The sequence below is a fragment of the Streptomyces sp. NPDC043876 genome (genome assembly GCF_056435825.1).
In genome coordinates, this window is the sequence record NZ_JBWKDV010000002.1 from 126413 (window position 1) to 152796 (window position 26384).

A 26384-nucleotide genomic window follows, 5' to 3' on the forward strand; every position below is an offset into this window, starting at 1 on the left:
GGCCCGGGGCCTCGGTTCGCGGGGCCCGGAGCGTCGGCTTACGCCCGGTCGGCGACGGCCCAGGAGGCGGCGGCCACGACCCCGGCCACGCCGAAGACCGCGGGCCAGGCGCCGATCTTCTTGGCCAGCGGGTGCGATCCGGCGAAGCCGGCGACGTACAGCGCGCCGAGCCCGGCCGCCGCGGGGGCGCCCGCCCGCCGGTGCCATTCGCGCCCCGCGACGAGTCCGGCCGTACCGAGGACGACGCCGCCGAGCGGGCGCTTGCGCGTCCACCGCGCGACGGCGTAGCCGCCGACCAGTCCTGCCGCGGCCACCACCGAGGTCGGTACCCGTGCTGCCATGTCCATTCCCTCCGCCGTTCGAACGCCCTACGCTGCTGCTCCGCGCGGCGTCCACTTCCCGCCGCGACTCACACGAGGCTAACGCGGCGCGCGGTCGGGACGGCGTGAGGGGCCGACGCGGCACGGGCGCCGGGGTGGGGGCGCGAAACGGCGCGGGACGGGGGCGCACGTACGGCTAGCGCGACCGCCGTACGACCCGGCGAGCCCCCACGGCCCCGCCGAGCAGCACGGCCCCGCCGACGACGCCGTGCGGCACGCCCGGCGGCAGCATGGCCACCACCCCCAGGACCAGGAAGAACGCCACCGCACACACGCCGAGCCCGCGCAGGAATCCGTCCACGACCGTCCGTACCTCCCTCGACGAAGCGGGCCCACGGCACGGGCGCCACCACCGTGACAACGCCCGCGCCCCCGCCCCTGACACGGCACGACCGCGGATCTGCCGGGAACGCCGGGATCCGCCGGGAACCTCCCGATCGAGGCATGCGCCACACCAGGCAACCGCGGGGGCGTAGATTCGCTCTCCGCAGGAGAGAAACCACCCAACCCACCCCAGGAGCGGACAACCGTGATCTGCTACGGACCGGCCGTCCTCGACCTGACGGACGAACTGGTCGACACCTACGCCGACGTCTTCTCGGGCCCCCCGTGGAACGAAGGCGAAGAAACCATTCGTCAGTTCGCGGCCCGCCTGCAGTCCGACACCCGCCGACGCGGCTTCCGCACCGCCTTCGCCCAGACCGCGACCGGCATCGACGGCTTCGCCACCGCCTGGCTGACCCGCGCCCCCTTCCCCGCCGACCGCGGCTACGCCCAGGTCACGGCCCAGCTCGGCCGCCCCCGCGTCCGGCGGCTCCTGGTCGACGCGCTGGAGGTGGACGAACTCGCCGTACGCCGCCACGCCCGCGGCCAGGGCACCGGCCGCGCCCTGCTGGCCGAGATCACCGCCGACGCCCCCGACCGCCGCGCCTGGCTCCTCACGGCCCGCGCCGCCACGGACACCGTCGCCACCTACCGCCGCCTCGGCTGGCACGAGGTGACCCCCCTCCCGGGCACCGAGAACGCCGTGATCGTCTTCCTCTCCCCGGACCACCCGGAAGCCACGACGGCCTCGGCGGCGGCCTGACCCGACCGGCGCGCCGACCGCCCCGGCCGGAGGGGCCGAGGTGGCCGCCTCGGCGGCCGACTGCTCCCGTCGGCCACGGCGTAGTCCTGATCCCCGGCTACGCGGGCGGTTTAAGTGCCACGCCTTGACGACCGCCCGCCCCGACGTCCGGATTCCCGCCCGCACGGCCGGGACCGCTGATGGCTTCGGTGTCCTCGGCGGCCGCCCGACCCGGGCCGCTGAGCCACCCGTGCGCCCGCTCCCACAGCGGCCCGAGCCCCCGGGAGGCCGATGCTTCGCGGCAGCCCCGACGGGCATATCGGGGGCATGATCACCGAACCCACCGCGACCGCGCGGACGACCCCCGCCACCCACACCACCCACACCGCCCCCGTCGGCCCGCACGGCGAGTCCCTCGCGTCGCTCGCGCGCCGCCAGTCGAACCTGGCGACCTACCACCAGCTCAAGGCCGCTCGGATCCCGCCGGCCACCATCGCCGGGCGCACCCGCCCCGACGGGCCCTGGCAGCGGCTGCTGCCGCGGGTCTACCTCCTCCAGACAGGGCCACCAGACAGCCGCCAACGCGCCCTCTCCGCCGTCCTGTACGCCGCCCCGCCCGCCGGGGACGACCCGCTCGGCGGGACGGCGGCCGCCCTCACCGGCGGAGCCGCCCTCGCGCTGATCGGCGTACGGGACGCCCCGGCGACCCCCCTCGACGTCCTGGTCCGGGCCCCGCGTACGGTCACGCCCGCCCCCGGGGTACGGACCCTGACCACCTCCCGCTGGCCCGCGACGATCACCGTCTCCGGCATCCCGACCACCCGCCCCGTGCGCGCGGCCGCCGACTTCGCGGCCCGGGCCGATGCCCCGGGCCTGGTCCGCTCCGTCCTGGCGAACGTGGTCCAGGCCGGCTGGTGCCACCCGCACGACCTGCACGGCGAACTCCGCGCCTCCCGCACCCTGGGCCGCCCCGCGGTCCGCGGCGCGGCCGCCGAACTGGTGGCCGGGGTCCGCTCGATCGCCGAGGCCCGGGCCCGCGACACCCTGACGGCCACGGACCTGCCGACCCCGCTGTGGAACGCCCGCCTGTACACCCGCGACGGCGCCTTCCTGGCGAGCCCGGACGCGTACTGGCCGGACGAGGGCGTGGCCCTGGAGATCGACTCGGCGGAGTACCACTACACGCGCGACTCCTGGCACGCCACCCTGCGCCGCCGCCTGCGCCTGGAGGCCCACGGCGTCCTGGTGGTCAGCGCGACCCCGTCGATGATCCGCGACACCCCCACGGAAGTCACCGAAGCCCTGCGCACCCTCCTGTCCCTCACCACCCCCCGCCACACCCCACCCACAGCCACGGCCCGCGGCCACCAGCAGCTCTCCCTTTTCCTACCCGGGTGAGCCCGCCGACCTAGCCGGCGGGTGTGGAATACGACCACACGTCGGCTGGCAAGGGGTGGTGGAGACGCCACTCGATGGCCATGGGGCTACTGCCCTCGTGCCGGATGTAGTCGGCGGGTCCCAGGAAAATCGAAGGGTACGGTCGACCGATGTCGTTCGTCTTGTAGCGGCGAACGAAGAGCAGCACGTGCGAACCGCGGCTCTTGTGCGTCTGGTACCGCATACCCGTGGCGGAGGTTTCAGACGTCCTATTTTGAGATTCCCAATGGAACGTCGATTCGCTCATCGCGTAATCCTTGAATCGTGTCTGAGGAGAGAAATCCTTCTCTTGTTTGTCGAGCGTAACGAAGAGGGCATCTGAGTTTATTTCGGGGCACCACCTGGCTCCTTCCTGAAAATGTCCGGGAAGGAAGCCGCCGAGATTTGAAATGCCCAGAGCTGGGAGTACTTCCTCGCGACTGTAGGAGGAATGAATAGTGAGAGGGAAATCGGAGGGATACCCGGTCATGCGGATGGGCAGGTGGTCCGCCTGTTGGAACGTGTAGGCAAGTACCTGCCTCAGCTCGTCACGAAAGTCCCGGTGTGCCCGGATGGCGCTCAAGCCGTCTTGGTAGGTGGTGAACGTGCCACCTAGGGGCCACAAAGAGAAGAAGAACATCCGGGCGAATGCCTGATTCTCGGTGTCGAGCTGCTCATAGAGCGGTGCGTCGTCCGCGAGTAGGTCGGTGTACGCGCGAAAGCGTTTCGGATCGTCAACGTGGAGAAAAGCAGGGATGCGCTTCAGTAGTTCTACCTCGTCAAGGTGTGCAGGACTGGTGATCAGTTTGGCCTGACGAAGTAGATAGGTCCAAGACCCTTTGCCGCCGCGATAAACATCCTGAATGCTTCGGCCGCTTTCTTTTAGATACTCGGAAAGGTTGCGCGTTCCGTAGGTGGCGACTTCTCTGGCCAGTTTGGTGACGTTGGCTTTTAGTTGCTCTTTGATATTGCCGATAATCAATTCTTTGGACTTCGGCTCAAGGATGATCTCGCACCCGGAAGGCAAGAGTGGAAAATCATCTCTGATGGAACTGAGGAGGCGCTGTCCGGTTAGGTTGGTAAGAGCCCGGAACTGTTCCTCGAATCGGAACTCTTTCCGGTGTTGCCCGATGAAGTCGAGAACCGTCAGGACGGGTTTGCTCGCGCTGCGCCGTAGACCCCGGCCGAGTTGTTGGAGGAACACCGTAGCGCTTGACGTGGGTCGAAGGAGTAGCAGTGTGTCCACATCAGGGATGTCGAGTCCTTCGTTCAGTAGGTCCACTGAGAAAATCACATGCAGGCGACCTTCTCTCAGGTCTTCCAGCGCTGTGCGGCGCTCTGGTTCCGGGGTGTTGCCTGATAGGGCCACTGCTCGATATCCGGAACGCACGAAGAAATCCGCCATGAAGTGAGCATGTTTCACGGAGACGCAAAAGCCCAAGGCGCGCATCTCGTCGGGATTGGTGTGCTTGTCTTGGAGAGCGTTGCGGACCAGTTCGGCCCGCTTCTCATTATCGGTAAAAAGCTCACTCAACGCCGACACGTCGTATCCGCCTCGCTTCCACGCGATGGCTGTCATGTCCGTATCGTCCGTGATCCCGAAGTAATGAAAGGGGCTCAGAAGGTCGTTCTCCAGGGCTTCCCACAGTCTCATTTCGGCGGAAATTTTGCCGTCGAAGAATTCATCCTGGATGACGAGTCCGTCCGCGCGTTCCGGGGTGGCAGTGAGGCCGAGGAACTCTGTTGGTTCAAAGTGGTCAAGAATTTTTCGATAGGTGTCCGACGTTCCGTGATGGAATTCATCGATGACGATCACATCGAAATAGGTAGGTGGAATTTGATCCAGTGTGCGAGCATGCAGGGATTGCACGCTCGCGAAGACATGTCCCTGGTCGATCGAACTTTCTCCGCCGATAAACAGCTCGCCGAATGCTTCATCGTTCAAAATGCGGCGATATGTTCGCCGTGATTGATCGAGAATTTCCCGGCGATGGGCGACGAATAGCAGGCGTAGGTCGTGGCCAAGTCTTTTTCGCAGCTGCTTGAAGTCCAAGGCCGCCATGACGGTCTTCCCCGTCCCGGTCGCGGCGACGAGCAAGTTCTGATGCCGGTCATGGAGGATGCGCTCGGCTTCCAAGCGGTCCAGCATGTCACGCTGGTACGGATAGGGATCAAACTCGCCTGCATGACTGATGTTGTAGGCGGCCTGTCGATTTCCGGAGTCGATACCTCGAGCCGCCTGTAGCGCCTTGTCCAGCCGGTCGCCATCGCGGTCGGGGTCGTAGGGCTCGAAGGCGTGGTGAGCCCAGTAGGACTCGAAGGTGGATTCGAATTTCTGCATGGGTGCAGGGGTAGAGATGGAAGACAGGCGGACGTTCCATTCCAGGCCATCGAGAAGCGCCGCTCTGGAAAGATTGGAACTTCCGACGTAAGCGGTATTGAAGTCGCTTCGTCGCCTGAAGAGCCAAGCTTTTGCGTGGAGGCGGGTCGAGCGAACTTCGTAATTAACCTTTACTTCGGCATTGAAGTCGCGGACGAGTCGATCCAGGGCGCCGCGCTCGGTAGCGCCGATATATGTCGTCGTGATGACCCGTATGGGAACTCCACGATCAGCCGCTGCTCTGAGCTGCTGGTCCAACACTCGCAGGCCGGTCCACTTGACGAAGGCGCACAAGAGGTCGATGTGGTCCGCCGTAGCCAGCTCGGCTCGCAGCTCAGTCCCAAGGTTGGGCTCTTCGGGCGCGTTGGTGATCAACGCGGATTCGGAGAGCGGAGTGGTGGGCCGCACTCTGTAGGGATCGGCCGCTCCCTCTTCCGCGACAGCAAGTAGTTGGGACGGCCCTGCCGCGATGACGCTCGCTAGATCATTGGACCCAGTCAGGTTGCCGAGATGTCTGAGTAGCTCGTTGGCAGTCTTGACTTGCTCGCTAGGTTCCAATTGTTCTAGCGCCCGAGCGACTGCGTCGGCCACATGACGTGTAAGGACCTGCGCGGACGAGTCGTCGCTGACGGATTTGCGTATGACGACTCGTCCAGCGGCAATGATCTCCGCCAACTGAGTCTCGAGGCCCGTCGTGATGAGGGTCTCGTGGAGGCCGGTGGCCGGCCTCCGAGGGCTCGGGAACGAACCAGACATGACGGAGTCTCCTCGACGGCAGAGTGAATGCTGCCCTGGTTCTATCAACCACAGCCGTCAAAACCGTCGGAATGCATGCCAGTTCGAAACCCACTTGCTGAGAAACAGGCGAAGAATGGCTCGATCTCGTCAGCCGAGCGGGGCGCCGTGGCAGGTGGCGTAGGGCTTGGTGGAGGCGCACCAGCAGGGGGTGGTGGGGGAGGGGGGCCAGGGGGTGGCTTTGCCGCGGGCGGCGAGGGTGGTGGCGTATTCGGCCAGGAGGCTCGGGGAGGCCGGGGAGGTCTTCTCGGAGGCGGCGAAGGCCTCGTACGAGGGGACGCTCGCGGTGACGATGCCGAGGTTCGTGGTGCCCGAGGCGGCCAGGGCGCGCAGGGAGGTCTCGATGTCCGTCAGGTGCGCGGCGTGCGAGGGGTACTCCGAGGCCAGGGTCGGGTACGACGCGAGGAGTTCGGTCAGTTCGTCGAGGGGCCAGTGCAGCAGGGCCACCGGGAAGGGGCGGGAGAGCGCGGCGCGGCGGTCGCCGAGTTCGGCGCGCAGGCGGGCGATCTCGGCGCGCAGTTCCGCCGGGTCGTCGGAGCCCAGGGCCCAGATGCGCTTGGGGTCGTGGAGTTCGTCGAGCGGGATGGGGCCCGTGTGGCGGGTGTCGGCGACCATGTCCCAGTCGTCGTGGGCGAGCCCGAGGAGGCGGCGGACGCGGTGGCGGCCCGTGAGGAGCGCCGTCGTGGAGGCGGTGAGGGGTTCCTCGTCCGTGATGAGCAGGTGGGCGGCCTGGGTGAAGCACTCGTGGGCGGCGTCGAGTTCGTCGTGGTTCTCCAGGGTCTCGGCGATGACTTCCCAGGGCGCCGGGTCGTCCGGGGCCGCCGTGCGGATGCCGGAGATCAGGGCGCGGGCCTCGGCCTCGTGCCCGTACTCCCACAGGTTCGCGGCCTGGAGCGCCTTGATCAGGTGGATGTCGGCCGGGTTGCCGGAGAGGAGTTGGTCGTAGAGCGCGCTCGCCCTGTCGCGTACGTCGGCCAGTTCGAGGTGGGCCGCGGCTTGCAGGAGCAGCGGCTCCTGGTCCTCGGGATAGCGGTTCGCCGTGCGGATGAGGCGCTCGGCTTCGGCGATGTGCTCGGCAGGCGTGTCGGGGCGCATGGTTCACACCGTACTGCCGCTGGTCAGTTGGTGGGGCAGGACTTAAGGTGCGGGCCGTGCGGGATCACATACCTGTCGTGGTGCAGGGGAGCGGTCGGCGGGCGCGGCGCGGGGGGACCGCGCGGGTGCTGTGGAGCTGCGCCGAGCTGGCGGTCACCGTGGGCGTGGTGCTGTTGCTGCTGGTGGTGCACCTGGTGTGGTGGACGAACCGGGAGGCCGTGGCCGGGGCGCGGGAGCAGGTGCGGGCGCTGGAGCGGGAGTGGGGCGGACCGGTGGACGATCCGGCGGTCCCTGACGCGTCCGACGCGTCTGACGCACCTGACCCGACCGCCGCGGGTGAGGGCGCCGGACCCGGGGCGGATGCGGACGGCCCGCCCCCGGAGGCGCCCTCCGCGTCCGCTTCCTCCGGCGCGGGCGCCGGGAGCGCGGCGCCGCCCGCCGCGGGGCCGGCCGGCCGGGGGACGCCGCCGGCCGCGTCCCAGGCGTACGCCGTGCTGCGCATCCCGCGGCTGGGGCTGGTCGTGCCGGTCGCGCAGGGGGTGTCCAAGGCGGCGGTCCTCGACAAGGGGTACGCGGGGCACTACCAGGGGACCGCGCAGCCCGGGGAGCGGGGGAACTTCGCCCTCGCGGGGCACCGCAACACGCACGGGGAGCCCTTCCGGTACGTCAACCGCCTGCGGGCCGGGGACGAGATCCAGGTCGAGGCGCGGGGCGCGCGGTACACGTACGTCGTGGACCAGGTGCTCGCGGAGACGACCGCGCGGGACGCGGGGGTGATCGCCCCGGTGCCGCGGAGCGCGGTCCACCCCTCCTACGGGTACGTCGAGGCCGGTGCGTACCTCACGCTGACGACCTGCACCCCCGAGTACACCTCCACGTACCGGCTCGTGGTGTGGGGGAAGTTGAAGGGGTGAGGGGAGAGGCGCCGGGGTAAGGGTGGGGAGGGTGCGTCTACCGTGGGGCCGTGTGTCCGAAACGGGTGAAACGTCCTCAGCTGGTGTGGCTCGCCGCGCCCTTCGTGCTCTTCCTCGGTGTGCTGCCCCTGGTGAACCGGGTGGAACCGCTCGCCTTCGGGCGGGTGCCGTTCCTCCTCGTGTGGTGCGTCGGGGCGACCCTGGTCACGCCGCTCGCCGTCTGGCTGGCCTGGCGCGGTGATCACCGGTGAGCCCGGCGGCCGTGGCCACCTCCCTCTTCGCCGTGTCCATGGTGGCGACCGTGGCGCTGGGCCTCTTCGCGGTGCGCGGGCGGGGCGGCGGAAGCGACGGAGGGAACGGGAAGGGGGCCGGTGGCGGTGGGGGCGGGCTCGCCGAGTGGTCGGTGGGCGGGCGGTCGCTGGGCACGGTCTTCATCTGGGTGCTGATGGCGGGCGAGGGCTACACCAGTTTCAGCTATCTGGGCGCGGCGGGCTGGGGCTACAACTACGGCGCGCCCGTGATGTACGTCGTCGCCTACATGTCCTGCGGGTACGCCGTCGGTTACGTCGTCGGGCCCCTGCTGTGGGACTACGCGCGCCGGCACGCCCTGGTCGGGATCTCGGACATGGTCGCGCACCGGTACGGCCGACCCTGGCTGGGCGCGGCGGTCGCGGTGCTGGCGACGGTGTTCCTGCTGCCGTACATCCAGCTCCAGATCACCGGGATGGGGGTGGTGGTCACGACGGTGACCTACGGCGCCGTCCCGCTGGAGTGGGCGTACTTCGTCGCCTTCGCCGTGACCACCGGCTTCGTGGTGGTCAGCGGCCTGCGCGGGAGCGCGTGGGTGTCGGTGCTCAAGGACGTGCTGGTGATCGGGACGCTGGGCTTCCTCGCGGTGTACGTGCCGGTGCACTACTTCGGCGGCTACGGGGAGCTGTTCGACCGGCTGGTCGCGGAGCGGCCCCAGTGGCTGACGCTGCCCGGCGGGGGCGCGGGCGGGGGCGGGGGCGGCCTCGGGACGGGGTGGTTCGTGTCGACCTCCGTGCTCAACGCGCTGACCGTGGTCATCTTCCCGACCACCGTGGCGGGCTACCTGGGCGCCCGCGACGCCGACGCGCTGCGGCGCAACGCCATCCTGCTGCCCGCCTACAACGTGCTGCTGTTCGTGCCGATGCTGCTGGGGATGGCCGCGCTGTTCGTCGTGCCGGGGCTGACCGGCGCGGATTCCAACCTCGCGCTCTTCGAGCTGATCGTCGACTCGCTGCCCGCGTGGGCGGTGGGGGTCATCGGGGTCGCGGCGGCGTTGTCGTCGATCGTGCCGATGGCGGTGTTCATGCTGGTCATCGGGACGATGTGGGGGCGCAGCGTGCTGTCGCTGGTCCCCCGGTGGAGTGCGGGGGAGCGGCAGAAGTCGGCTTCGCAGGTGGTCGTGGTGGTGGCCGGGGCGCTGGCCCTGGTGATGACGTACACGGCGCCGAACACCTTGGTGCGGCTCTCGCTCATCTCCTACGAGGGAATGGCGCAGTTGGTTCCGATGCTGCTGCTGGGGCTGGTGTGGCGGCGGCTGACCCTGGCCGCGGCGGTGAGCGGGCTGGTGGTCGGGGTCGCGGTCGTCTGCGGGCTCGTCTTCACGGGCAACGACCCGGTGCGGGGGGTGAACGCGGGGATGGTCGCGCTCGGGCTGAACCTGGCGGTCGCGCTGGGGGTGGCGTGGCTGGGGCCGCGGGAGGCGGACGGGCGGCCGGACGCGGATGTGCTGGCCGCTGACCCCGTTGTCAGTGGGCCGCGTTAGGCTGTGAAGCGCCGTATCGAAGCCGTATCGGATCCGGGACGTGTGCGAGGGGGGTGGGTCGAATGACGCGAGTCCGCGGGCTGTTGAGCGTCGTCCTGCTCACCGGGCTCTTCACGCTGCTCCTGGGGTCCTCCCTCGGGGAGGGCGGGCTGAGCGCCGCCGTCGCCTTCGCGGCCACGGCCGCCGTCGGCGCCGCGGTGCTGGGCTGTGCGGCGCTGCTGGCGCGGTGCGCCCCGCCCGTGCCGCCCACCCGAATACGCACCGCGATCCGTGATCGCGAGCAGCGCACGGCCTTCCTGCCGCAGCGCGATCCCGACGCCTCCGGCCGCTCCCGGCCCAGGGCGCCCGGGCGGTCCGTCCCGACGGCCGCGTAGGGGCGTTCCCCGGGACGGCGAGGCTTTCCGAGCCCCGCGCCCCACCACTGCACGTGCTCCACCACGGCGCGTGCCACACCATCGTGCCCCCCCCCGGCACATGCGCCCCCGCGCGGTCCGTCACGCCGAAATGCACCTCACGCATCTTTCGACGCTCGACGTGACCTCCCGGAGGGACCCCGTGTCCGTACTCACCCCGCTCGCCCATGCCCTCACGCAGGGCGTGGCGCAACCCGTCGCCGCGCTCGCCCGGCTGCTGGACCCGGTGGCGGCGCCGGCCGCGACCGCTGCCGCGATCGTGCTGTTCACCGTGCTCGTCCGGCTCGCCCTGCACCCGCTGAGCCGGGCCGCCTTCCGGGGCGCGACCCCGGCGGCCGGGTGCCTGCCCGCCCTGGTGCAGCTGCCGGTGTTCTTCTTCATGTACCGGGCGTTCACGTCCAGGGACAGCGGGCTGCTGGACGAGCGGCTGTTCGCGGCGCCGCTGGGAGCCCGGTGGACCGACGCACTCGCGGACGGCGGCCCGTTCGGGGCGCCGGGGCTGGTGTTCCTCGGCGTGTTCGCCGCCATCGCGGCCGTCGCCGCGTGGAGTGCCGTACGGGGCCGGCGGGCCGCCCGTTCGGGCAGCGGCCCCGAGCTGCCCGCCACCGTGCCCGCGGAGCAGCAGGAGGCGCTGCGCAAGCTGACCGGCGTCCTGCCCCTGCTCTCCTTCGGCACGCTGATCACCGCCGCCATGGTGCCGCTGGCCGCCGGTCTCTACCTCGTGGCCACCACGGCCTGGACCGTGGCGGAGCGGGCCTGGCTCCAGCGCCGCCGGGCCGGAGCCGGGCGTTCCAGTGTGTGAACAGGGTCTTGCGGATTGGGTGGACATCTTGGAGGATCGACCAATCCTCCGATGGCCGCAACCCATCGGCCGGCCCGGGGCACGCCCGCGGGCCGACCACCCACGACCACGGGAGAATGCCCATGAAGCTGCTGCGTGTCGGACCGGTGGGTGCCGAGCGCCCCGCGCTGCTCGACCGGGACGGGACCCTTCGGGACCTGTCCGGCCTGATCACGGATGTGGACGGCGCGCTGCTCGCCGACGACGCCCTGCTGTCCCGCGTACGGGAGGCGGCGGCATCCGGAGGGCTCCCGGCCCTGGACGCCGAGGGCCTGCGGGTCGGCGCGCCCGTCGGCCGGATCGGCAAGATCGTGGGCATCGGCCTGAACTACCACGCCCACGCGGCGGAGGTCGGCGCCGATGCGCCCGCCGAGCCGATCGTGTTCCTCAAGGCCCCGGACACGGTGGTCGGGCCCGACGACACCGTGCTGATCCCGCGCGGCAGCGTGAAGACCGACTGGGAAGCGGAGCTGGGCGTCGTCATCGGCGCCACGGCCCGCTACCTCGCCTCGGCCGAGGAAGGGCTGGCCCACGTCGGCGGCTACCTGCTCGCGAACGACGTGTCGGAGCGCGAGTTCCAGATCGAGCGCGGCGGCACCTGGGACAAGGGCAAGAACTGCGAGACCTTCACCCCGCTCGGCCCCTGGCTGGTCACCGCCGACGAGATCCCGGACCCGCAGGTCCTGGACGTGAAGCTGTGGGTCAACGGCGAACTGAAGCAGGACGGCGCCACCTCCGACCAGATCTTCCCGGTCGGCGAGGTCGTGCGGTACCTGAGCCGGTTCATGACCCTTCACCCGGGCGACGTCATCGTCACCGGCACCCCGGCCGGTGTGGCCATGGGGCAGCCGGAACCCAAGCCGTTCCTGCGGGCCGGTGACGTCGTCGAGCTGGAGATCGAGAAGCTCGGCCGCCAGCGCCAGGAGTTCAAGAGCGCCTGAGCGTCCCGGTGCCTGGGCGCCGCCGCGCCTGGGGCGCCCTACGCCTGGGCGCCCCGGGCCCGAGCATCCCTACGCCTGGGCGCCTCGCGCCTGAGCGCCCCTTCGCCTGGGCGCCCCGCGCCCGCCTCGTGGTCCGGTCGGCATGCGAAAGGGGCGGGGCCGCCGTGGTCGGCGGGCCCGCCCCTCCTCGTACGTGCCAGGGTCCGTGCTCGTTTCCGGAGCGTTCAGCCGCGGGTCGAGGCGCCGCGGCGGCGTGCCGCCAGGACCAGGCCCGCGCCCGCCGCGAGGGCGAGTGCGCTGCCGCCGACGATCCACGGCGTCTCGGAGCCGCTGCCGGTGGAGGCGAGCGGGCCGCTGCCGCCCGCCGGGGCGGCGGCGTTGGCGCCGGACCCGCCGGCCGCCGGGGTGGCGACGGGCTTGCCCGCCCCGTCCTTCGGCTTGTCCTTGTCCTTGCCGGTGCCCGCGCCGGTGGCGGGGTCCTTGCCCTGGTCCTTGCCGTCCGTCGGCGTGCCGTGGCCGGCCTGCTTGTCCTTCTCGCGGGCCGTGAACTGCCCGGTCTTCAGGAACTCGGCACGGTCCTTCGCGCTGCCCTTGAGGGCGGCCTGCGCGGCCTTCTTCAGCTCGGGACCGGGGTTGGCGTTCAGCATCCGCGAGATCAGGACGGCGTTGTCGTCGTCCCGCAGCTCGTGCTGCCTGGTGGTCACGAACTCGCGGATCTGCGCCGGGGTGCCGTTCGAGAGGACCTTCTGGATGCCCTCGGTCAGGCCGGGACCGGCGCCCTGGAGCAGCGTGGCCAGCTCGACGCGGTCGTCCTCCAGCCGCGCCGTGTGCTGCCCGGTCTTCAGGAACTCGGTCAGTGCTTCCTGGGTCCCCGCCAGCATGGCCTTCTTGCCCTCGCGCTGGACGGCCTTGCCGCCCGTGCCGATCAGCCGCGAGACCCGCACGCGGTCGTCGTCGAACTGCTGCCGGCCCCACTCGACCGCCAGGAAGTGCCGCATTTCCGCGGCCGTGCCCTTGAGAGCCTTCTCGGCGTACTCGCGCACGCCGACGCCGCTGTTCGGGTCGGCCAGGATCTTCTCGATCAGGGCGCGGTCGGCCGCGGCCTGGTCCGAGCCGTCGGCCGGCTTGCCGTCCTTCGCGGGCTCACCGGCCGTGGTGCCGGCGGGCGTCGACACGGCGGGGGCGGCCGCCCCCGCCGCCGTCGGGGCGTCAGCGGCGAAGGCCGGCGCCGAGAAGAGGACGGCCGGGGCGATGGCGGCCGCGGCGACGGCCGATGCGATCCGGGACAACTTCACTTGGGGATACCCACTCTTCGCAACTGTGATGATCATAGGTTTTCCACAGCTTACGGTGTGATGATCACCCGCCCGGTCCATTTTCAGGCGGAAGCAGTGGCTCCGGGTGAGATGTCCACCGCACGCCCCTCGTCGGACGAGCGCCGCGCGGCCTCCAGCACCTCCAGGCAGTCCGCCGCCTCCCGCGCCGTGACCGGAGCCGGGCCACCGTCACGGAGCGCCGCGGCGACCGCCGCGTAGTACGCCGGGTAGTCGCCGGGCTCGGTCGGCACCGGCCGCCCGCCGCCGGTCAGCGGGGATTCGCCGGAGCCGATCCGGCCCCGGCAGTCCTCGGGCTCCACGCCCCACGGCAGGTCCACGCCGGGCCGCTTGCCCTCCCGCAGGGCGGCCTCCTGCGGGTCGAGGCCGTACTTCACGTAGCCCGCGGCGGAACCGAGCACGCGCATGCGGGGGCCCAGCTGGGCCGTCGTCGCGCTGACGTAGAGGTGGGAGCGGACGCCGCTCGCGTGGGTGAGCGCGATGAAGGTGTCGTCGTCCGCCCGTGCGCCCGGCCTGCGGACGTCCGCCTCCGCGTACACGCGCACGGCCGGGCCGAACAGCACCAGCGCCTGGTCGACCACGTGGCTGCCGAGGTCGTACAGCAGGCCGCCGACCTCCTCCGGGGCGCCCGACTCGCGCCAGCCGCCCTTGAGCTGGGGGCGCCAGCGCTCGAAGCGGGACTCGAAGCGCTGGACCTCGCCCAGTTCGCCGTCCTCGATCAGGCGGCGCACGGTGAGGAAGTCGTTGTCCCAGCGGCGGTTCTGGAAGACGGACAGGAAGGTTCCGGTCCGGTCCGCCAGTGCGGCGAGTTCGCGCGCCTGCGCGGCGGTGGCGGCGAGGGGCTTGTCGACGACCACGGCGAGACCCGCGGTCAGCGCGGTCGTGGCGAGCGGGACGTGGGTCTTGTTGGGGGAGGCGATGACGACCAGGTCCAGCTCGGAGGCACGCTCCCACAGCGCGTCCGGGGAGGGGACGACGTGCGCGTCCGCGAATTCGGCGCGCACCTGCTCCCCGCGGGCCGGGTCGGAGGTGACGACCGTGTCGAGGACGAGCCCGTCGGTCGCGGCGACGAGCGGCGCGTGGAAGACGGAACCGGCGAGTCCGTAGCCGATCAGCCCGACCCGGAGGGGGCGGGTGGACGAGGCGGGCGGGACGGGAGAGGTGGTGGTAGCCATGGAGTCCACTTTGGCAACACTGTTGCCTAAGTGCAAGGAGGGTGGACAATGGCCGGGTGATCAGGGGCAGCGGGGACGGCATGAGCGGCACGGACGGCGCGGGCGGTACGGGCCCCCCGAACGGCGGCGGAGCGAACCTGTCCGGGCTGCGCGGGCACAACGCCGCGCTGGTGCTGAGCCTGCTGCGCGCGGCGGGCCTGCGCGGCGAGGCCGGGCCGGGCCGCGGCGAACTGGCCGCCCGTACGGGCCTGACCCCGCAGGCCGTCAGCAAGATCACGGCGCGGCTCACGGCGGAGGGCATGGTCGCGGAGGCGGGCCGCGGCGCCTCCACCGGGGGCAAACCGCGCACCCTGCTCCGCCTCGTTCCCGGGGCGCGGTACGCCGTGGGCGCGCACCTGGACCGCGACGAGCTGCGCGTGGTGCGGGTGGACCTGCTGGGGCGGGTGGTGGCCGAGGAGCGCCGGCCGCTGGACTTCGGCGCCGACCCCGACGCGGTCGTCGCGGCGGTCGCGGACGCGGTGGTACGGGCCCGCGCGGGCGGGTCGGGGAAGCGCGGGGCGGCCCCCGAGGGGCCGGGCGGCGGATCGTCGGCGGGCGTCGGGGTCGCCGCGCCCGGGCCGCTGGACCACCGCACCGGGGTGCTCGGGCGGGTGACCGGCTTCCCCGGCTGGGAGGGCTACCCGCTGCGGGCGGCGCTGGAGGAGCGCCTCGGGCTGCCGGTGGTCGTGGACAAGGACACCAACGCGGGCGCGGCGGGCGCCGGTCCGGGCTCCGGCAGCTCGGTGTACCTGCACGTGGGCACGGGGCTGGGCGCGGGGCTGCGGCTCGGCGGCCAGGTCTACCGGGGCAGCAGGTCGGGCGCGGGGGAGTTCGGGCACCAGGTGCTGCTGCTGGACGGCCCCCCGTGCCGGTGCGGGGCGCGCGGCTGTGCGGAGGCGCTGTGCCTGGAGGCGGTGGCGCGGGGGGACCTCGCCCGGGCCGCGCGGGTGCTGGGGGAGGCCGCGGCGAACCTGGTCGCGCTGCTGGACGTGGACCGGGTGCTGCTGGGCGGGCGCGTGGTGGCGGCCGCGCCGCAGGTGTTCGTCGAGGGGGTCCGTACGGTACTGGCGGCCCGCGCCCTCGGCGGGGAACCGGCGCGGGTGGAGCGGGCCCCGGGCGGGGTGGCCGAGGGCGCCGCGGAACTGGTCCTGGCCCCCCTCTTCGGGGGAGCGTGACGCCGTGCGCCGATCGGGGGTTCGTCGGAGCCGGCGGGGCGCGGCGGCAGGAGGGGAGCGTGGCGGCATGGCAGGGTGCGGCCAAGGCGGGGTGATCGTCGCTTCGTCAGATCATCTTCCGGCGAGCCAGCGAAGGCCTCCCATGCGACTGCGCAAAGCCCTTGCACTCACCGCGGCCCTGGTGGCCGTATCGGGACTCTCCGGACCGGCCGCCCTGCCCGCGGCGGCCGCGGTGGCCGCGCCCGCGCCGCCCGGCGGTGGCGGGGCCCGGCCCGCGCCCGCGCTGCCCTCGGGGGCCAGGGCCACCTGTGGCGACGGCGTCAGCACGGCCTTCCCCATCGGGGCCCGGATCCGCGGCGGTCCCGCCGTCTACCGGATCGGCGCAGCGCCGCAGACCTGGTACCTGGACCTGACCAACACCACCGCTTCCGCGTGCACCGCCATCCACCCCGTGGTCGTCTTCACGGACAAGACGCGGAGCCTGCGGCCGGCCCATCTGCGGATGGAGTTCGACGCGCGGGGGACCACCTTCCCCGTGAGCCTGGAGGGCACGGACCGGGACGAGGTCATCGCCGTCTTCGACGGCGGGGAGGCGTTCCCGGGGTTCACCGTCGGGCCGGGCGGCTCCGCCACGGTCAAGGTACGGCTGGCCTTCGCGGCCGATGCGCCCGCCGGGGAAGTGGTGGCCGATGCCGCGCTGGTCCAGCGCAAGGGGGATGACGGGGACTGGGTCGGGGACAGCGGGGGGTACCGGTTCTCTGTCGAGGGGCCGCGGGGGCCGCAGGATCCGTTGGATCCGCTGGAGGCGGGGGCCGGGGTGGGGGCCGACGCTGAGGAGGACGAGGGGGAGGCCGGTGCCGGTGCCGGTGCCGCCGGGGCCGGGGTCCTTGCCGAGACGGGGGTCGGGGGTGGGGGTGCTGCCCGTGGGGCGGAGCGGGAGCGGGAGTGGGTGTACGGGGGCGGTGCGGTGGGGGCCGTTGCGGTGGGTGGAGGGTTGGTGCTGTTGGCGCGGCGCTTGCGTGGGGGGAGCGGGCGTACGGCTTAGGGTGCGGCTCCGTCTGCCCTCCGGGGGCGCCTCAAACGCCGGCGGGGCTGAGATTGTTGCGGTCCGTGCTGCGCTGCCGGCGCCGGCGGGGCTGGGGTGGGGGTGCCCGTCTCGGAGTCGCGCGCGGGTGTGGGTCCGCCTCAAACGCCGGCGGGGCTGGAATCGCTGCGGTCCGTGCTGCCGCTGCTGCTCGGCCCGGCCAGGGGCCCCGTACAGTCCCAGGGTGGAATCGATTTCGCACCGTCCCGGTTCGCCCGTTCGATCCGGGATTCCCGAGCACGGGCGCATCCCCAAGTACTACGCCGTCAAGGCCCGGGTCTCCGAGCTGGTCGAGGAGTTGGGCGAGGGGGGTGTGCTGCCCACCGAGCGGGATCTCGCCGAGCGGTACGAGGTGGCGCGCGAGACCGTCCGGCAGGCGCTCCGCGAGCTGCTGCTAGAAGGGCGGCTGCGCCGGGCCGGGCGCGGCACCGTGGTCGCGGGGCCGAAGCTGGAGCAGCCGCTCTCCCTCGCCAGTTACACCGAGGGGGTCCGCCGCCAGGGGCGCCGGCCCGGCCGCAACCTGATCGGGCTGGAGCGGTTCCCCTGCCCGCCCGACCTCGCGCCCGGCATCGGCGCCGCGCCCGGGGAGCCCGTATGGCACCTGGAGCGGGTGCTGCTGGCCGATGACGAGCGGGTGGGGCTGGAGAGCACGTACCTCCGCGTGGCCCGCGCACCCCGCCTGGACAGCGAATTCCAGCCGGATTCCTCGTTCTACGGGTACCTCCGGGAGCGGCTCGGCATCGCCTTCGGGGACGCCGACGAGAAGCTGGAGACGGTCCTGGCCACCCCGCGCGAGGCGCTGCTCATCGGGACGCCGCCCGCGCTGCCGATGCTGCTGATCCACCGCTTCTCGCGGGACCAGGACGGGCGGCCGCTGGAGCGGGTGCGTTCCCTCTACCGCGGCGACCGGTTCAGCTTCACGACACACCTGCGCCCCGAGTAGGCGGCGCAGCACGCGCGAACACGGTACAACTGGGTGCCATGCGATCACGGAATCATAACGGGTCTGGTCCAATCGTCGGGGGCTGTTCACCGGTGCTTCGCCTGGCGGATCCTCCCGGGCCACGGGTCGCGGACACCGTGGGCCGGGTGAGAGTCATAGTCATCGGAGGCGGCGTGGTCGGCACCATGCACGCCTGGCAAGCAGTCGAACGCGGCCACGAGGTCGTCCAGATCGAGCGCGAAGCCGAGGCGCGCGGCGCCTCGCTGCGCAATTTCGGCCAGATATGGGTCAGCGGACGGGCCGGCGGTGCGGAGCTGGACACGGCGCTGCGGGCCCGCGAGCTCTGGGAGCGGATCGGGGAACGCGTCCCCGGCCTGGGCTTCCGCGCCATCGGATCCCTCACCCCCCTGCGCACGGCCCGCGAGTACGCGGTCGCCGAGGCGGCCGTCGCCCGCCCCGACGCCGCCGCCCGCGGCTACGCCCTGCTCACCGCCGCCGAAGCACGGGTGATCAACCCGGCCCTGCGCGGCGCCTTCGAGGCGGCGCTGTGGTGCGAGCGGGACGCGGCCGTCGAACCGCGCACCGCGCAGCTCCATCTGCGCGCCGCGCTGCGGGCCTCCGGCCGCTACACCTTCCTGCCCGGGCGCGAGGTCCGCGAGGTGACCGGCCCAGGCGCCGTCCGCGACGACCACGGGGACGTCCACCGCGGCGACGCCGTCGTCCTGGCCACCGGCGCCTGGCTCTCGGGGCTGGTCCGCGAGCTGGCACCGGACCTGCCCGTGCGCCGGGTCCGGCTCCAGATGATGCAGACCGAGCCGCTCGGCGAGCCGCTGACCACCTCCGTCGCCGACCCCGACAGCTTCCGCTACTACCCGGCGTACCGGAGCGGGGCCCTCGACGCGCTCAACGCGGAGCAGGCCCAGGCGCCCGTCGCCGCCGCGCACAAGATGCAGCTGCTGATGGTGCAGCGCAGCGACGGCGGCCTGACCATCGGCGACACCCACGAGTACGAACACCCCTTCGCCTTCGACACCCTCGACGAGCCCTACGACCACCTCACCGGGGTCGTGGAGTCCTTCCTGGGCCGCCCGCTGCCGAAGGTGCGCCACCGCTGGGCGGGCGTGTACGCGCAGTGCACCGACACCACCCGCGTCGTCCACCGCCAGCAGGTGCGGGACGGCGTGTGGCTGGTGACCGGACCCGGCGGCCGGGGCATGACCTGCTCGCCCGCCATAGCCGAAACCACCGCGAACGAACTGGGCTGGTGACCGACATGACCGACACCGAGAACAACAGCACCACCGACTCCACCGGCCCGGCCCCGCGCCGCGACCTCGTCGTCCTCGACATGGCCGGCACCACCGTCGCCGACGGCGGCCTCGTCGAGCGGGCCTTCGAGCGCGCCGCCGAGTCCCTCGGCGTCGAGCCCGGCTCCGCCGACCACGCGGAGAAGCTCCGCTACGTCCGCGACACCATGGGCGAGTCGAAGATCTCCGTCTTCCGGCACCTCTTCGGCACGCAGGAGCTCGCCCGGCGCGCCAACGCCGCCTTCGAGGAGGCCTACGGCGAACTCGTCGACGGCGGTCTCGTCGCACCGCTGCCCGGAGCCCGCGAGACCATCGAGCGGCTCCGCGGCGAGGGCCGCACCGTCGTCCTGACCACCGGCTTCGCCCGCGTCACCCAGGACGCCATCCTCGACGCCCTCGGCTGGCGCGACCTCGCCGACCTCACCCTGTGCCCCGCCGACGCGGGCGGCCGCGGGCGCCCGTACCCGGACATGGTGCTGGCCGCGTTCCTGCGCACCGGCGCGGTGGCCGACGTGCGCGAGGCGGTCGTCGTGGGCGACACGGCGTACGACATGCTCAGCGGGCGGCGCGCGGGCGCCGGGATCGTGGCCGGCGTGCTGACGGGGGCGCACGACCGGGCGGCGCTCACCGCGCACGGCGCCACCCACGTCCTCGGCTCGATCGCCGAACTCCCCGCCCTGCTGGGCCCGGCGGGCGCCGCGTGAGCGGCATCCGCTTCGACGCGGTCTCGGTCGCCTACGGCGGGACCACCGTCCTGGACTCCCTCGACCTGACCGTCGAGCCGGGCGAGGTCATGGCGCTGCTCGGCCCCTCCGGTTCCGGCAAGACCACGGCGCTGCGGGCGGTCGCCGGCTTCGTGCGCCCCGCCTCGGGCCGGATCTTCCTCGGCGAGCGGGACGTCACCGCGCTCCCGCCGCACCGGCGCGGCATCGGCATGGTCGTCCAGCAGTACGCGCTCTTCCCCCACATGCGGGTCCAGGACAACGTCGCCTTCGGCCTCAAGGCCCGCAAGGCGCCCCGCGCCGAGATACCCGGCCGGGTCGCCGAGGCGCTGGAGATGACCGGCATGGCCGCCTACGCCCGGCGCTATCCGCGCGAGCTGTCCGGCGGCCAGCAGCAGCGCGTGGCCATCGCCCGCGCGCTCGCCGTCCGCCCCGGCGTGCTGCTGCTCGACGAACCGCTCTCGGCGCTCGACGCCCAGCTGCGGTCCGGGATGCTCACCGAACTGGCGCGGCTGCACCGGGAACTGCCCGACGTGTCCATCCTGTACGTCACCCACGACCAGGTCGAGGCCCTCACGCTGGCCGACCGGATCGCGGTCATGGACGCGGCGCGGCTGCGGGACTGCGGCACCCCGCAGGAGCTGTACCGGGCTCCGCGCACCGAGTTCACCGCCTCCTTCGTCGGCAACGCCAACCTGCTGCCGGTCACGGTCGCCGCCGGGGGCGCGCTGTTCGCCGGGCGGACCCTGGAGCTCGACCCGGGCCGCGCGGCCCCCGGCGCGAAGGCCACGCTGTGCGTGCGCCCGCACCTGCTCGGCCTGGGCGAGGGCCCCAACGCGCTCAGCGGCCGGATCACCGAGGTGCAGTGGCGCGGCTCGACGCACCGGCTGTACGTCGACGTGGACGGCCACCGGATCACGGCGGACCTGCCGGAGCTGCGCGAGACCCCGGCCCTCGGCGACCGCGTCACCCTGCACTTCGAGCCGCGCGACGCGGTGCTGCTGTCGGCGGGAGTCGGCGATGGCTGACACCACGGCCCGCACCGCCGTCCCCGCCCCGGCCGCCGCCGACCCCGCCCCGAACCCGGAGCCCGGCGTCCACGTGCCGCCCACCGCCCGGGCGCCCCGTACGCTTCCCCGCTGGCTGTGGTCCCTGCCGCCGGTGGCCGTGCTCGCCCTGGTCTTCCTCTACCCCCTGGCCCTGGTCGCCCGGCAGTCCTTCACCCCGGACGGCGGCGGCGGCGCCCTCAACGCCTACGGGAAGGTCTTCGCCTCCACCGCCTTCCGCGAGGCCCTCGGCACCACCGTGTGGCTGGCCGTCGGAGCGAGCGCCGGCTGCCTGCTCCTCGGCTTCGGGCTCGCGCTGGTCATCGCCTTCGTGCCCTTCCCCGGCGCGAAGGCCGTCGCCCGGTTCATCGACGTCTTCCTCTCCTTCCCCTCCTTCCTCATCACCCTCGCGCTGCTCTTCCTCTACGGCACGGTCGGCATGGCCAACGGCCTCTGGACGGACGTCACCGGCGCGGCGCAGGGACCCTTCCACTTCCTCACCACCCCCTGGGGCGTCCTCCTCGCGGAGATCACCTACTTCACGCCCTTCGTAATGCGCCCGCTGCTCGCCGCCTTCACCCAACTGGACACCGCACAGCTGGAGGTGGCCTCCTCGCTCGGCGCGGGACCTGGCCGGATCATCCGGAAGGTGATCCTCCCCGAGGCCCTGCCGGCGCTCGGCGCGGGCGGCAGCCTGGTGCTGGTCATGTGCCTCAACGAGTTCGGGATCGTCCTGTTCACCGGCGCCAAGGGCGTCACCACCCTGCCGATGCTGGTCTACGGCAAGGCCATCCTCGAATCCGACTACCCGGCCGCCTGCGTGGTCGCCGTCGTCAACATCGCGATCTCCGTCGGCCTCTTCGGCCTCTACCGGGTGGTGGGCAAGCGTGCTGGTGCATAGCAAGTCCGGCCGCTGGGCCGCCTGGGCCGCCTTCGGCCTCTTCTTCCTGCCGTTGTTCGCCCTGCCGCTGCTCGTGGTGGTGGCCGCCTCCTTCGCCACCCACTGGTCCGGAGCCTTCCCCTCCGGTCCGACCACCGGGAACTACGCGGCGGCGGTACAGGGCGAATCCCTCCAGGCGCTCACCACCAGCGTGGTCACCGCCCTCGTGGCCAGCCTGCTCGCGCTCGCCGTCGGCACCTGGGCGGCGCTGGCCGCCGCCGGGCTGGGGAGGCGCGGGAAGCGGGTGCTCGACGCCCTGTTCGTGCTGCCGGTCGCCGTCCCGTCCGTGGTCGTCGGCCTGGCCGTGCTCGTGGCCTTCAGCCGCCCGCCGGTCCTGCTCAACGGCACGCCCTCCATCGTCGTCCTGGCCCACGCGGTCCTCGTCACCGCCTTCGCCCACCAGTCCGTCGCGGCCGCGATCGTCCGGCTGGACCCGGCCTACGAGCAGGCGGCGGCCAGCCTCGGGGCGCGCCCCTCGTACGTCCTGTGGCGGGTGCGGCTGCCCCTGCTGCTGCCCTCGCTCACCGCGGCCGCCGGACTCTGCTTCGCCCTGTCCATGGGCGAGCTGAGCGCCACGATGATGCTCTACCCGCCGGACTGGATGCCGCTGCCCGTCCGGATCTTCACCGCGACCGACCGCGGGTCGCTCTTCACCGGCTCCGCCGTCGCCGTCGTGCTGATGGCCGCGACCCTGCTGGTGCTGCTGGCCGTCGGCCGCGTCCGTACCCGCGCCGCCTACCGCTGAGTGCTCCCGGTCCCGCTGAGCGCTCCTGCTCCCGCTGAGCGCTGCCCCTCCCGCATCCCGAAGGAATCCCATGTCCCGCGTGTCCCGCGTGTCCCGCATGCCCCGCAGCCTGCCGCGCCCGCTCGCCGCCCTCACCGGCTGCCTCGTCCTCGGCGCCGCCCTCACCGCCTGCGGCGGCTCCTCCGCCGCCGATTCCGCCGCCGACTCCGCAGGCGGTGAGAAGACCGTCACCGTCTACAGCGCCGACGGCCTCAAGGGGGAGAAGGGCGACGGCTGGTACGACCGGGTCTTCGCCGACTTCACCAAGAAGACCGGCATCAAGGTCAAGTACGTGGAGGGCGGATCCGGCGAGATGGTGCAGCGCGCCGTCCGCGAGCAGTCCAACCCGCAGGCCGACGTCCTGATCACCCTGCCGCCCTTCATCCAGCAGGCCGACGGCAAGGGGCTGCTCCAGTCGTACGCGCCGCAGGGCGCGGAGCAGGTCAGCGGCGCGAACAAGGCCCCCGACGGCAAGTGGACCTCGGTCGTCAACAACTACTTCGGCTTCGTCTACAACAAGAAGGAGCTGACCGGGGCCCCCACCACCTGGGAGCAGCTGCTGGACCCGAAGTTCAAGGGCCGGCTCCAGTACTCCACCCCCGGCGTCGCGGGCGACGGCACCGCCGTGCTCGTCAAGGCGATGCACGACTTCGGCGGCAAGGAGGCGGCGATGGAGTACCTGAAGAAGCTCCAGGGCAACAACGTCGGCCCGTCCTCCTCGACCAGCAAGCTCGCTCCGAAGACCGACAAGGGCGAGATCCTCGTCGCCAACGGCGACGTGCAGATGAACTTCGCCCAGTCCAAGTCCATGCCCAACCTGGGCATGTGGTTCCCCGCCAGGGACGGCGGCAAGCCGACCACCTTCGCACTGCCCTACGCGGCCGGGCTGACGGCCAAGGGCCCGCACAGCGAGAACGGCAGGAAGCTCCTGGACCACCTCCTCGGCGAGGACGCCCAGAAGCTGGTCAGCGAGGTCGGCGGCGGCTTCCCGGCGCGCGCCGACGTGAAGCCGACCGACGCCAACGCCGTCGAACTGGCCAAGGTCATGGGGGGCGTCGAGGTGTTCGAGCCGGACTGGGCCGACATCGACAAGAACCTGTCCGCGTACGTGGACGCGTGGAAGTCGGCCACGGGCAGCTGACCGGAAGCCCCTCGGTCACCCGCCCTTCACCCGCTCCCGCAAGAGTGACGTTCGCATAACGGGTCTGGTCCAACGCTCCTATGATGGGACCGGACCCGCCGCACGAACACGCCCCAACTGCCGCTGTTCTCGCCTCGCTTACTCCCTGGAGGAGTACGTGTCCCCTGTCCTGCACGGACGCGCCCTCGCCGTGGCGGCCACCGCCGCGGCCCTGCTCGCCGCCGCCGCCCCGACCGCACCCGCGGCCACGACCCCGGCCGCCGCCGTCAACAAGGTCCTGGTCATCGGGATCGACGGCGCCGTCCTCGACCGCGTCAAGGCCGCCGACGCCCCCCACCTGGGCGCTCTGATGGCCCAGGGCCTGACCGCCCGCAGCACCCTGTACGCGAACCCGATGGCCGCGACCTCCTCCGGCCCCGGCTGGTCCACCATCGCCACGGGCGTCTGGCCCGACAAGCACGGCGTGAAGGACAACTCCTTCACCGGCAAGAACTACACGGCCTACCCGGACTTCCTCACCCGCGCCGAGAAGGCCAACCCGGCGCTGCACACCTACGCCGCCGCCGACTGGGAGCCGCTCACCTCCACCGACCAGAACGGCCCGGTCTTCTCGGCCGCCGTGGACAAGCGCCTCTCCCTCAAGGGCGACCGCGACGGCTACGGCAGCGAGGACCCGAAGATCGCCGCCGCCGCCTCGGCCGAACTGCGCGACCAGGACCCGGACGCCGCCTTCGTCTACTTCGGCGAGATCGACCACGCGGGCCACTCCTCGGGCGCCGCCAGCCAGGAGTACCTGGACACCATCGGCCGCGTCGACCGGCTGATCGGCCGGCTCCTCACCGCCGTCCAGGAGCGCCCGACGTACGCGCAGGAGAACTGGAAGATCCTGGTCACCACCGACCACGGGCACACCGATGCGGGCGGCCACGGCGGCTCCACGATCCAGGAGCGCGGCACCTTCGTCATCGCCAAGGGCGCGGGCATCGCCGCCGGTTCGGTCCGCGACGACGTACGCCTCGTCGACGTCGCGGCCACCGCGCTCCGGCAGGTCGGCGTCTCCACCGCGGGACTGGACGGCGTACCGCTGGACGCCCCGGACGGCGACCCCTTCGACACCCTGCGCCCCTCCCTCCAGGGCCGGGTCGACGAAACGGGCGTCCCGGTCGGCGTCAAGGGCTTCACGCACACCCCGCCCGCGGGCTGGAGCGTCGACAACTCCCGGATGGGGACGGGCGGCGTCACCGAATGGGCCGGCTGGGCCTTCACCACCGACGAGTTCTGGACCCGGTCCCAGCGCGACCAGTGGCGCGAGCTGAACGTCCGCTCGCGCGACGTCTTCGCCGTCGCCGACTCCGACGAGTGGGACGACAAGGCCCACACCGGCGGCTTCGACTCCACCCTCGTCACCCCCAAGTGGGCGGTGACCAGCGGCGCGACGAGGACCCTCGCCTTCCGGACGCACTACCGCCACGAGGCCGGCCAGAGCGCCCAGGTGCTCGTCTCCTACAACGGCGGCACCCCGGCCGTGGTCAAGAGCTACACCGCCGACGCCGTCGCCCGCGCCGAGGCGATCACCCTCCAGGTCCCCGCGGGCGCCACCGACGTCCAGGTCCGCTTCCGCTACAGCGGCGCCAACAACTGGTACTGGACCGTCGACAACGTCACGCTCGGCTGACCCCCGGGCCGCGGTCCGTCCTCCCCGCGGCCGGGTCGTGGACGCCCCACGCGTCCACGGCCCGGCCCGCGTAGGGTGGTGGAGACCAGAGGTCAGAGGTCAGCGGCCCGCCCCGAACGGGGCCGGCGAGAGCGGAGAACATTCCAGTGGCAGAGCGCAAGCCGATCGAATCCTGGCTCACCGACATGGACGGGGTCCTCGTCCACGAGGGCGTTCCGATCCCGGGCGCCGACGTCTTCATCAAGCGGCTGCGCGACTCGGGCAAGCCCTTCCTGGTGCTGACCAACAACTCCATCTACACCCCGCGCGACCTCCAGGCCCGGCTGCTGCGGATGGGCCTCGACGTGCCCGTCGAGAACATCTGGACCTCGGCGCTGGCCACCGCCAAGTTCCTCGACGACCAGCGCCCCGGCGGCACCGCGTACGTCATCGGCGAGGCGGGCCTGACCACCGCCCTGCACGACATCGGCTACATCCTGACCGACCACGAGCCGGACTACGTGGTGCTGGGCGAGACCCGTACGTACAGCTTCGAGGCCATGACCAAGGCCGTCCGCCTGATCAACGCGGGCGCCCGCTTCATCTGCACCAACCCGGACGAGACCGGCCCCTCCGCCGAGGGCCCGCTGCCCGCCACCGGCGCCGTCGCCGCACTGATCACCAAGGCCACGGGCAAGAAGCCGTACTTCGCGGGCAAGCCGAACCCGCTGATGATGCGCACCGGCCTGAACGCCATCGGGGCGCACTCCGAGACCAGCGCGATGATCGGCGACCGCATGGACACCGACGTGCTGGCGGGCCTGGAAGCGGGGATGCAGACCTTCCTCGTGCTGACCGGTCTGACGTCGGTCGCCGACACCGAGAAGTTCCCCTACCGCCCCACCCGGACCGTGCCCTCGATCGCGGACCTGGTCGATCTGATCTAGCGCCCGCAGCCGGGACCGGGCTGTAGGGCGGTAGGGCGTACGCCCGACCCGTACGGGCCA

25 protein-coding genes are annotated in these 26384 nt (G+C 72.2%); 19 read left to right on the forward strand and 6 right to left on the reverse strand.

Translation table 11 applies throughout. The features are described 5' to 3' along the window. Window positions 1-38: 38 nt before the first annotated feature. Window positions 39-341, reverse strand: coding sequence for a hypothetical protein (locus tag AC0693_RS05740; RefSeq protein WP_468463176.1), 303 nt, complete (start codon window positions 339-341; stop codon window positions 39-41). Window positions 342-516: 175 nt separating this feature from the next. Then, a complete protein-coding gene (locus AC0693_RS05745) occupies window positions 517-681 on the reverse strand; it encodes a hypothetical protein (RefSeq protein ID WP_478739549.1) in 165 nt (54 codons plus the stop codon). A 228-nt stretch (window positions 682-909) separates the two neighbouring features. On the opposite strand from AC0693_RS05745, the gene AC0693_RS05750 reads away from it, so the two are divergent. Then, complete coding sequence (locus tag AC0693_RS05750; protein WP_356404535.1) at window positions 910-1467, forward strand: GNAT family N-acetyltransferase; 558 nt, start codon at window positions 910-912, stop codon at window positions 1465-1467. Between the two features lie 306 nt (window positions 1468-1773). Then, the gene (locus tag AC0693_RS05755) at window positions 1774-2844 is read left to right on the forward strand and encodes a hypothetical protein (RefSeq protein ID WP_478801048.1); all 1071 of its coding nucleotides are present in this window, start codon (window positions 1774-1776) and stop codon (window positions 2842-2844) included. A gap of 10 nt (window positions 2845-2854) precedes the next feature. Here the strand turns inward: AC0693_RS05755 and AC0693_RS05760 are convergent, their stop codons facing one another. After that, complete coding sequence (locus AC0693_RS05760) at window positions 2855-5998, reverse strand: DEAD/DEAH box helicase (protein ID WP_478801049.1); 3144 nt, start codon at window positions 5996-5998, stop codon at window positions 2855-2857. Between the two features lie 129 nt (window positions 5999-6127). After that, complete coding sequence (locus AC0693_RS05765) at window positions 6128-7132, reverse strand: hypothetical protein (RefSeq protein WP_469333328.1); 1005 nt, start codon at window positions 7130-7132, stop codon at window positions 6128-6130. Window positions 7133-7179: 47 nt separating this feature from the next. Here AC0693_RS05765 and AC0693_RS05770 point away from each other — a divergent pair, with 47 nt between their 5' ends. From AC0693_RS05770 to AC0693_RS05795, 6 genes are all read left to right on the forward strand, one after another. Then, window positions 7180-8046, forward strand: coding sequence for a class E sortase (locus AC0693_RS05770; RefSeq protein WP_478801050.1), 867 nt, complete (start codon window positions 7180-7182; stop codon window positions 8044-8046). Between the two features lie 65 nt (window positions 8047-8111). Beyond that, window positions 8112-8297 carry a DUF3311 domain-containing protein gene (locus AC0693_RS05775; RefSeq protein ID WP_356404545.1) on the forward strand — a complete coding sequence of 62 codons (186 nt, stop codon included), beginning with the start codon at window positions 8112-8114 and terminating at the stop codon, window positions 8295-8297. 38 nt (window positions 8298-8335) lie between these two features. Next, window positions 8336-9838 carry a sodium:solute symporter family protein gene (locus tag AC0693_RS05780; protein ID WP_478801350.1) on the forward strand — a complete coding sequence of 501 codons (1503 nt, stop codon included), beginning with the start codon at window positions 8336-8338 and terminating at the stop codon, window positions 9836-9838. A gap of 62 nt (window positions 9839-9900) precedes the next feature. Continuing rightward, window positions 9901-10212 (forward strand): DUF6412 domain-containing protein, encoded by a 312-nt coding sequence (locus AC0693_RS05785; RefSeq protein ID WP_356404547.1) that lies wholly within the window; start codon window positions 9901-9903, stop codon window positions 10210-10212. Window positions 10213-10393: 181 nt separating this feature from the next. After that, on the forward strand, window positions 10394-11053 hold the full coding sequence (locus AC0693_RS05790; protein WP_478801051.1) for a YidC/Oxa1 family membrane protein insertase: 660 nt from the start codon (window positions 10394-10396) through the stop codon (window positions 11051-11053). A 122-nt stretch (window positions 11054-11175) separates the two neighbouring features. After that, the gene (locus AC0693_RS05795) at window positions 11176-12033 is read left to right on the forward strand and encodes a fumarylacetoacetate hydrolase family protein (protein WP_356404551.1); all 858 of its coding nucleotides are present in this window, start codon (window positions 11176-11178) and stop codon (window positions 12031-12033) included. Window positions 12034-12257: 224 nt separating this feature from the next. Here AC0693_RS05795 and AC0693_RS05800 read toward each other — a convergent pair whose 3' ends face one another. Then, window positions 12258-13328, reverse strand: coding sequence for an ALF repeat-containing protein (locus AC0693_RS05800; RefSeq protein ID WP_478801052.1), 1071 nt, complete (start codon window positions 13326-13328; stop codon window positions 12258-12260). A gap of 83 nt (window positions 13329-13411) precedes the next feature. Then, the gene (locus AC0693_RS05805) at window positions 13412-14542 is read right to left on the reverse strand and encodes a Gfo/Idh/MocA family protein (RefSeq protein ID WP_478801053.1); all 1131 of its coding nucleotides are present in this window, start codon (window positions 14540-14542) and stop codon (window positions 13412-13414) included. A gap of 80 nt (window positions 14543-14622) precedes the next feature. Between AC0693_RS05805 and AC0693_RS05810 the strand changes: the two genes are divergently transcribed. The 11 genes from AC0693_RS05810 (at window position 14623) to AC0693_RS05860 (ending at window position 26324) form a co-directional block, all read left to right on the forward strand. Then, on the forward strand, window positions 14623-15756 hold the full coding sequence (locus tag AC0693_RS05810) for an ROK family protein (protein ID WP_478801351.1): 1134 nt from the start codon (window positions 14623-14625) through the stop codon (window positions 15754-15756). A 142-nt stretch (window positions 15757-15898) separates the two neighbouring features. Further along, window positions 15899-16801 carry a hypothetical protein gene (locus AC0693_RS05815; RefSeq protein WP_478801054.1) on the forward strand — a complete coding sequence of 301 codons (903 nt, stop codon included), beginning with the start codon at window positions 15899-15901 and terminating at the stop codon, window positions 16799-16801. Between the two features lie 223 nt (window positions 16802-17024). Continuing rightward, entirely contained in the window at window positions 17025-17783 is a 759-nt protein-coding gene (locus tag AC0693_RS05820; protein WP_478801055.1) for a GntR family transcriptional regulator, read from the forward strand. 146 nt (window positions 17784-17929) lie between these two features. After that, a complete protein-coding gene (locus AC0693_RS05825) occupies window positions 17930-19051 on the forward strand; it encodes a TIGR03364 family FAD-dependent oxidoreductase (protein ID WP_469333336.1) in 1122 nt (373 codons plus the stop codon). Window positions 19052-19056: 5 nt separating this feature from the next. Then, complete coding sequence (locus AC0693_RS05830) at window positions 19057-19794, forward strand: phosphonatase-like hydrolase (protein ID WP_469333337.1); 738 nt, start codon at window positions 19057-19059, stop codon at window positions 19792-19794. Next, window positions 19791-20840, forward strand: coding sequence for an ABC transporter ATP-binding protein (locus AC0693_RS05835; RefSeq protein ID WP_469333338.1), 1050 nt, complete (start codon window positions 19791-19793; stop codon window positions 20838-20840). The genes AC0693_RS05830 and AC0693_RS05835 overlap by 4 nt, the downstream gene beginning before the upstream one ends. Further along, on the forward strand, window positions 20833-21759 hold the full coding sequence (locus AC0693_RS05840; RefSeq protein ID WP_478801056.1) for a 2-aminoethylphosphonate ABC transporter permease subunit: 927 nt from the start codon (window positions 20833-20835) through the stop codon (window positions 21757-21759). Before AC0693_RS05835 ends, AC0693_RS05840 begins: the two co-directional genes overlap by 8 nt. Continuing rightward, a complete protein-coding gene (locus AC0693_RS05845) occupies window positions 21746-22543 on the forward strand; it encodes an ABC transporter permease (RefSeq protein ID WP_478801057.1) in 798 nt (265 codons plus the stop codon). Before AC0693_RS05840 ends, AC0693_RS05845 begins: the two co-directional genes overlap by 14 nt. Window positions 22544-22613: 70 nt before the next feature. Next, entirely contained in the window at window positions 22614-23723 is a 1110-nt protein-coding gene (locus tag AC0693_RS05850) for a 2-aminoethylphosphonate ABC transporter substrate-binding protein (protein WP_478801058.1), read from the forward strand. 157 nt (window positions 23724-23880) lie between these two features. Next, a complete protein-coding gene (locus tag AC0693_RS05855) occupies window positions 23881-25398 on the forward strand; it encodes an alkaline phosphatase family protein (RefSeq protein WP_478801059.1) in 1518 nt (505 codons plus the stop codon). A 146-nt stretch (window positions 25399-25544) separates the two neighbouring features. Beyond that, the gene (locus tag AC0693_RS05860) at window positions 25545-26324 is read left to right on the forward strand and encodes an HAD-IIA family hydrolase (protein ID WP_356404570.1); all 780 of its coding nucleotides are present in this window, start codon (window positions 25545-25547) and stop codon (window positions 26322-26324) included. Window positions 26325-26384 lie beyond the last annotated feature (60 nt).

Coding starts and splice junctions, on each gene's coding strand:
- AC0693_RS05740 (WP_468463176.1), bottom strand. CDS start 341: ATGGCAGCACGGGTACCGACCTCGGTGGTGGCCGCGGCAGGACTGGTC.
- AC0693_RS05755 (WP_478801048.1), top strand. CDS start 1,774: ATGATCACCGAACCCACCGCGACCGCGCGGACGACCCCCGCCACCCAC.
- AC0693_RS05760 (WP_478801049.1), bottom strand. CDS start 5,998: ATGTCTGGTTCGTTCCCGAGCCCTCGGAGGCCGGCCACCGGCCTCCAC.
- AC0693_RS05765 (WP_469333328.1), bottom strand. CDS start 7,132: ATGCGCCCCGACACGCCTGCCGAGCACATCGCCGAAGCCGAGCGCCTC.
- AC0693_RS05780 (WP_478801350.1), top strand. CDS start 8,336: ATGGTGGCGACCGTGGCGCTGGGCCTCTTCGCGGTGCGCGGGCGGGGC.
- AC0693_RS05785 (WP_356404547.1), top strand. CDS start 9,901: ATGACGCGAGTCCGCGGGCTGTTGAGCGTCGTCCTGCTCACCGGGCTC.
- AC0693_RS05795 (WP_356404551.1), top strand. CDS start 11,176: ATGAAGCTGCTGCGTGTCGGACCGGTGGGTGCCGAGCGCCCCGCGCTG.
- AC0693_RS05805 (WP_478801053.1), bottom strand. CDS start 14,542: ATGGCTACCACCACCTCTCCCGTCCCGCCCGCCTCGTCCACCCGCCCC.
- AC0693_RS05810 (WP_478801351.1), top strand. CDS start 14,623: ATGAGCGGCACGGACGGCGCGGGCGGTACGGGCCCCCCGAACGGCGGC.
- AC0693_RS05815 (WP_478801054.1), top strand. CDS start 15,899: ATGCGACTGCGCAAAGCCCTTGCACTCACCGCGGCCCTGGTGGCCGTA.
- AC0693_RS05830 (WP_469333337.1), top strand. CDS start 19,057: ATGACCGACACCGAGAACAACAGCACCACCGACTCCACCGGCCCGGCC.
- AC0693_RS05840 (WP_478801056.1), top strand. CDS start 20,833: ATGGCTGACACCACGGCCCGCACCGCCGTCCCCGCCCCGGCCGCCGCC.
- AC0693_RS05850 (WP_478801058.1), top strand. CDS start 22,614: ATGTCCCGCGTGTCCCGCGTGTCCCGCATGCCCCGCAGCCTGCCGCGC.